Origin of the sequence: Thermococcus sp. EP1, assembly GCF_001317345.1 — an archaeon.
Taxonomy (GTDB): Archaea; Methanobacteriota_B; Thermococci; order Thermococcales; family Thermococcaceae; genus Thermococcus_A.
On sequence record NZ_JXCG01000014.1, the window covers coordinates 22,632 to 28,893 of the forward strand.

A 6,262-nucleotide genomic window follows, 5' to 3' on the forward strand; every position below is an offset into this window, starting at 1 on the left:
AAAGAGTTAAAGTATGAGATCTTCTCTGGTTAAATATCCCTCTAAGTAGAGGCCTCCAAGGAATGCTTGACCAACATTTATGCCGTTGTCCCCCCTTGGCACCTCGTGAGTAGTGTAAAACCTAAGACCATTGCTCTCCACTATCTTTCTAATAGTCTTGACGATCAGCTCATTGTACGCCACCCCACCGCTGAGGGCTACGTTTTTAATACCGAACTCCTTGGCTTTCTCAACCGTTACTTCTCCAAAGGCCCTTCCCAAAGCCAAGTGAACGGAATATGCAATATCTGCAGGATTTGCTTTGCTTTCTAAAACCTGTCTAAAGAGTTCTTCAATCTTGAGTTCTTCTCCCTCAACTGGAACTCTGAATCCTAGATCGTTCTTTCCTCTAAATGCAACACCTTCCAGCTTCATCGCAGGTTCTCCCTCGTAAGTCCTCCTATAGGCAACATTAAGAAGAACTGCGAATGCATCAAGAACTCTTCCCGTAGAGGAGGCGTAGCTAACGTTTATGTCCCTAGCAAGCTGATTTAGGATAACATTGAACTCGACCTTACCATACCTTAAATTATCAATGGCCCTTGGGCAGCACCTTTTGACAAGCTCTTCTATCTCCTCTACACTGTATATCTTGTTTAAAATACCAACCAGAGCCCTAAGTGGGTAATAACTAGCTAAATCGCCACCAGGAAGAGAATAGTAACTAATATGTGCCAGCCTTTCAACGTCTTCATAACTGAGGTAGATAACTTCCCCACCCCAGGTGTGCCCATCGCTTCCATAGCCAACTCCATCCAAAGCTATGCCTATAACTCCATCAAGTTTATTTTCGGCCATTACGGAGGCAACGTGAGCATAATGGTGTTGAACTTGAAGGAACTCCACCCCTTCCTCTTCCGCTATTTCCATGGCGAGCTTTGTGGTGTTGTAAAGAGGATGCAGATCAGCGACAATCAAGTCCAAGTTTTTAACTCTGAGAATCTTCTTGAAGTGCGATATAGCTCCCCTCATAAACTCCAGCACTTCAACCTTTGAAGTGTTCCCTATGTATTGGCTTGGATAAACCTTGGAGTTCTTTGCAATACCAAAGGCATTCATAAGTTCTGCCCCAACTGCTAGTCCATTATATTCAAATGGAATTTCAATAGGCAATGGCACAAACCCTCTGCTTCTTCTTATTACAGCTCTCTTTCCATCGACAAATCTTATCACGCTATCATCGGTTCTGTTGAGTATTTTCCTATTGTGAAGAAGGAAATAATCGGCCAGCTCTTTCAATTCTCTAAATGCCGTTTCATTATCTATAACCATTGGCATTCCAGGGTAATTTGCGGAGGTCATGACATAAACCGGACTCTTTGAGTAGTGGAAAAGTATATAATGTGTTCCAGCATACGGGAGCATGACCCCTATTGTTGGAAGCCCTGGAGCCAGTGCCTCAGGTAATGGAAACGGTTCTTTTTTTCTCAAAGCTACTATTGGCTTTCTGTATCCTAAAATTTCTTCCTTCTCAACTTCGTTTACTATGGCAAAGCTCTCAACGGTCTCCAGATCCTTAGCCATTATAGCAAAGGGCTGTTCAGGCCTGAGAATTCTCTTCCTAAGTTCTCTTACAGCTTCCTCATTTGTGGCATCACACGCTATGTGTATTCCACCAATGCCCTTTATGGCCACTATGTAGCCCTTGTCTATTAATTCCGCAGCCCTTTTTAAAGGATCACCTGTTATCTCTTCCCCCTCATTAGTGTAAAGACGATAGCTTGGCCCACACACAGGACAACAAACTGGCTCAGCGTGATATCTTCTATTCAACGGATCCTTATACTCGCTCTCACAGTAATCACACATATCAAATTCTCTCATGGTTGTGTTAATTCTATCATAAGGGAGATCTTCGATTATAGTAAATCTAGGCCCACAGTTAGTACACACTATGAACGGATACATATAGCGCTTATCCGACGGGTCAAAAAGCTCTCTGAGACAGTCATCACATATACTAACATCCGGAGGTATAACTGAATCGCCTCCTCCCCCACCGTTGGAACTCTTCTCAATGTAAAACCTATCAAAGCCTTGAAGTGGAAGTTCTTTTGTTCTTATCTTTTCCACTCTCGCTAGAGGAGGTGCCTTATCCTTAAGAGCTTTTAAAAACGCCCTTATATCCTCCTCCTTACCTTCAACAACAATCTCAACTCCCGCATCACCAAGATTTTTAACATATCCTCTCAAGCTGTGTTCATGAGCGATTCTATAGATGAAGGGCCTGAAACCAACCCCCTGAACAATTCCCTCAACGTGAATGTGATAGGTTTTCACTACTCCCACCTATTCCAAAATCGAAAAAAGGGCATTTATACCTTTTCAAAACCAAAAGTTAAAAACTAATGAAGAGTTTTTAACCCAAGGTTGCTAGACTAAAGGTTTAACCAACAAAAAGACTAAAACGGCCAAAAAGGATATTTAAACGGTGCATCCAGCTATGTATATCATCGTAGTTTACGATGTGAGCGTTTCTCGAGTGAATAAGGTGAAAAAAGTCACGTTAGCCGAATATGAGAGAATTAAAAAAGGAATTAAGGAACTTATTAATGAAAATGAAGATTCCGTGATTATTTACAAGTTAAGGTCAAGGCCAAAAAGAAAGAATCTAGGAATAGAGAAAAATCCAGTTGAGGATATTATTTAAAGCATATTGACTTGAAAATACAGTTTTTGCATTCCCATTCAAACCGTGGTTTTGGATCTTTGGGAAGTTCTCCATTTTCCATGGATTCAATAAGTTTAATAATATCTCTAGCTCTCTTCAAGAACCCCTTAAATGCCCTTAAGTCCTTTTTGATCTCCAGCTTTTTCCATGGGATTAATTCATTATGTCGAAATATCCAGAGATGTCCAAATTCTGCATCAGGGAGCATATTTAGATACGCATTCAACTGCTCTGTATAAGCGTTTAACACGCTCTCCTCATCAACCTCATCCAGATTCTCAGGAATCTTCTCATAAGACCAATCACTAAGGAACTTAAACTCGAACACGTGCTCCCCTATTACAAGATCGATCCTACCAGTTAGAAGCCATCCATCCCCCAACTCATATGAGACTTCTTTTTCTATCTCAGGAGTAGCCTCAATATCACCCTGCAGATATGGCCATGAATCTTTGATAAGCCCTAAAAGGCCCATGTGGAGTACCTGGCCTAGTATCCTTTCCTTATTTTTCTCTCCAAAAAATCTAACGTCGTACCGAGTGGTTAAAGCTGCTTTCAAAGGACAAAAAGAAACAGAAGTCACTCTGATGGTTCTTTTAGGCCCCCTGATATTTCCATACTTAAGGAGGTTTTCCAGCCGTTTTCCAAACTCTTCTATGTTCTCCACCCCCTAAAACCACGCCACTAAGGGGTTATATTCCTGAGTTCCAACAAGATGCTTAATTAATTTATATGCCTCAAGTTTTATTAGCCTTTGCTTGGTGACGTTTTTCTTTAGTCTTAGATGCCTCACGCTCTTTCTCATTTCTCCATTAATTGCTTTCAAAACGATCTTCTTGCCCTCATCGTTAAGCAAAACTCCATTCAGATCATCCTGAAATGCTCTTTCTTAATTATACCCTGCTTAACCAGTCTATTAGCCACGCGGTCAGCGATCATATTTCAATTCTATTATAGAAGTCAAAAGGGAAAAATCAAGTTTCAATTCTCCTTAAAGTCTTATTGGAACAGGGACGAATTTCCCCAAATCCTCCTATAAAACTATTAGAAAGTCCAAAACTTATAAGAGTTATCCCGAAGAAACAATAAACAAGCTCTATCAAGCCTCCAAATTAAATCTCAAAACAAGAATTCAACCCAAAAACCTATTTTAACTTTTTCACAATAGGAAACAAAGGTGCCAAATCCAAGGAAAGTACTTTAAATTTAAAGACGAGCAACTTAAGAAGAGAAAACTCAAAAACAAAGCTCTCAAACAAGTAACGAAAAATTTTCAATATCCCTCATAAAGTCTATACGCCAAAAACCTCGGCAGGCCCGCATCAATTATCTTTTTTGCCGCCTCATCAATGTCATACTCCACTCTCTCAAAAATAACCTCATTGCTATCCGTATCTATGAAAGCATAAGCGGCCCTCCAGTCTCCATCTCTTGGTTGTCCCACCCCTCCAGGATTTATTATCCTCCTCCCACCAATCTCCTTAAGCATCTGCATGTGAGTATGCCCAAGAACAAGGTTCTTTTCTCTGAAGTACTTCAAAATCTCCACAAACTCACTGTCAGGAAGCCAAGGGAAGATATATTCATCCAGTGGGGCCCTTGGAGAACCATGAATTATAAGAAAGCTCTCATTATCCACTTCAAACAACTCTTTTACGGGAAGCTTTCGGATGAACTCTAAATTTTCAACCGTCATGACTTTCTCATGCCACCTTATTGCTTCCCTCGCGTAAGGGTTAAATCCCCAGGTTATCCCAAAAGCAATTGCATTATCGTGGTTTCCTCTCACACAGAGAATTTGCCTCTTCTCCATTTGCTCTCTAAAAAACTCCACAACTTCGTTTGGGTTCGCCCCATAACCGACCAAATCTCCTACACAGAAAATAACATCTGCCCTCTTCACCTTTTTCCACACTGCTTTCAAAGCTTCAAGGTTTGAGTGTATATCACTTATAAGACCAATCAACATGTGAGATAATTGATTCCAAAGGTTAAATCCTTTTCTCAGCAGATTTTCTTAACTTCGCCCATATAGCTTGGACTTTCCTCATAGAACTCCTCTATAAGCCTCTGCAATCTTTTTGAGAGTTCGATTTGCACCCCCCAAGAGCCCTCAATGTAGCCTTTGGCGGCCATTCTCCCAAGGAACTTTTTCATCTCCTCACTTAAGGGAGAGGGTTTACACCTGGCCCAGGGTGTTCCCGGCAGGGGCATGAAATAATGGGCCCTAACCTTTCCACCTTTGCGCATTATCCACTTCATAAACTCAATGCTCTTTCTCTGGCTTTCCTCGGTTTCATTTGGCAGACCAACTATAAAATCGACAACCGGTTCTATGTCGTATTCGAGCATGTATTCGACAGCCTCTCTTACATGTTCTGTTGTGTGCACACGGTGCATGGCTTTAAGCATCTCATCATCCCCACTTTGGGCCCCTATGGCCAATCTCCTATTGTCCGCGTACTTCAAGAGAAGTTCGAGAGTCTCAGGTTTGATAAATTCGGGCCTTACTTCACTTGGGAAAGTACCGTAGAATAATCTTCTTCCCTCTTTTCTAAGGGGTTGAAGGGCTTTTAAGAGGGCCTCGAGTTTATTCAGATTTAAAATAGCTCCCGGCGAACCGTATGCAAAAGCGTTTGGAGTTATGTAGCGCATGTCTTTCATTCTCTTTGAGTACTTTACTATCTGATCTATCGGTCTGTGGCGCATTCTAAAGCCTTTGACGTAAGGAGTTTGACAGTAATAGCAACCAAACGGGCAACCACGGCTTATTTCTATTGGTGCAATTAGGCGGGAACTTTCAGCAAAGGGTGGAAACTTTGTGAAGTCATCAACCCTGGCAAAGCCTGTAAAAACGAACTTTCCATTTAGATAAAAAGCCATACCTCTGATACTAGCAAACTCAGGTGTTATTCTAAAGTTGTTTTCCTTGAGTGTTTTTAAAAGGTGGAATATAATTTCTTCTCCCTCTCCAATTGCAGCTATATCAAATCCAAGTTTGTCCAAAGTATGTTTTGGCATTGCCGTGGCATGGTAGCCACCTGCAACTAGAAGGGCGTTTGTTTTTTCTTTCAGAATCTTTACTTCCTTCTCAACATCCCAAATCTCCTCGGTGAAAAAAGAGTAGAGAATTACTTTGGGCCCTGCCTTTAGGATCTCAGCAAAATCTTTCGTTATTAAAAGCTCGCCAACATCAAAACCTTGGCTCTCCAAGGCCCCCAGGAGATGCACAAAAGCATTATGATTGCGACGTGTCATTCTAATAGCTATCTCATGCATGATAAAAACTCAGAAGAGGGTTTTAAAATATTTGCCTAATTTATATAAAAGACAAAAGAAAGAAAGGTCATCAAGCTTTGATAGCGAGCTTGATGTCCTCTGCTTTGACTGTCTTTCTGCCGGCGTGCTTTGCAAGGTCAACGGCCTTCTTGGCGATCTCCATAGCCTTCTCCTCAAGGTGCTCGGCCATAACCTTTGCGGCCTCTTCACTAACTCTTGGTGCACCAGCCTTTCTAATCAACCTATCAATTGGGGCAATTGGCAACTCAGCCA

Annotated in this window: 6 protein-coding genes and 1 pseudogene; 1 reads left to right on the forward strand and 6 read right to left on the reverse strand. The window is 41.5% G+C overall.

Going from position 1 to position 6,262, the window contains the following annotated elements:
• Positions 1-6 precede the first annotated feature (6 nt).
• The gene (gene hypF / locus EP1X_RS09030; protein ID WP_055283784.1) at positions 7-2,319 is read right to left on the reverse strand and encodes a carbamoyltransferase HypF; all 2,313 of its coding nucleotides are present in this window, start codon (positions 2,317-2,319) and stop codon (positions 7-9) included.
• A gap of 163 nt (positions 2,320-2,482) precedes the next feature.
• Here hypF and EP1X_RS09035 point away from each other — a divergent pair, with 163 nt between their 5' ends.
• Positions 2,483-2,689, forward strand: a complete 207-nt coding sequence (locus EP1X_RS09035) for a CRISPR-associated protein Cas2 (protein WP_055283786.1) — start codon at positions 2,483-2,485, stop codon at positions 2,687-2,689.
• On the opposite strand, the gene EP1X_RS09040 is transcribed toward EP1X_RS09035, so the two are convergent.
• The 5 genes and pseudogenes from EP1X_RS09040 to hpkB form a co-directional block, all read right to left on the reverse strand.
• A complete protein-coding gene (locus tag EP1X_RS09040) occupies positions 2,682-3,377 on the reverse strand; it encodes a PD-(D/E)XK nuclease family protein (RefSeq protein WP_055283788.1) in 696 nt (231 codons plus the stop codon). The genes EP1X_RS09035 and EP1X_RS09040 overlap by 8 nt on opposite strands.
• A gap of 3 nt (positions 3,378-3,380) precedes the next feature.
• Positions 3,381-3,649 (reverse strand): annotated as a pseudogene (locus EP1X_RS09045) (CRISPR-associated endonuclease Cas1); the annotation flags it as partial.
• A 334-nt stretch (positions 3,650-3,983) separates the two neighbouring features.
• On the reverse strand, positions 3,984-4,679 hold the full coding sequence (locus tag EP1X_RS09050; protein ID WP_055283792.1) for a metallophosphoesterase: 696 nt from the start codon (positions 4,677-4,679) through the stop codon (positions 3,984-3,986).
• A 35-nt stretch (positions 4,680-4,714) separates the two neighbouring features.
• The gene (locus EP1X_RS09055) at positions 4,715-5,989 is read right to left on the reverse strand and encodes a TIGR04013 family B12-binding domain/radical SAM domain-containing protein (protein WP_055283794.1); all 1,275 of its coding nucleotides are present in this window, start codon (positions 5,987-5,989) and stop codon (positions 4,715-4,717) included.
• Positions 5,990-6,059: 70 nt separating this feature from the next.
• Positions 6,060-6,262 (reverse strand): archaeal histone HpkB (hpkB, locus tag EP1X_RS09060; RefSeq protein ID WP_082391548.1); only part of this gene is annotated, 203 nt, incomplete at its 5' end.

What these genes read in the sequence shown, in the direction of transcription:
- EP1X_RS09035 (WP_055283786.1), top strand. Translation starts at nt 2,483, where the DNA reads ATGTATATCATCGTAGTTTACGATGTGAGCGTTTCTCGAGTGAATAAG.
- EP1X_RS09055 (WP_055283794.1), bottom strand. Translation starts at nt 5,989, where the DNA reads ATGCATGAGATAGCTATTAGAATGACACGTCGCAATCATAATGCTTTT.
- EP1X_RS09050 (WP_055283792.1), bottom strand. Translation starts at nt 4,679, where the DNA reads ATGTTGATTGGTCTTATAAGTGATATACACTCAAACCTTGAAGCTTTG.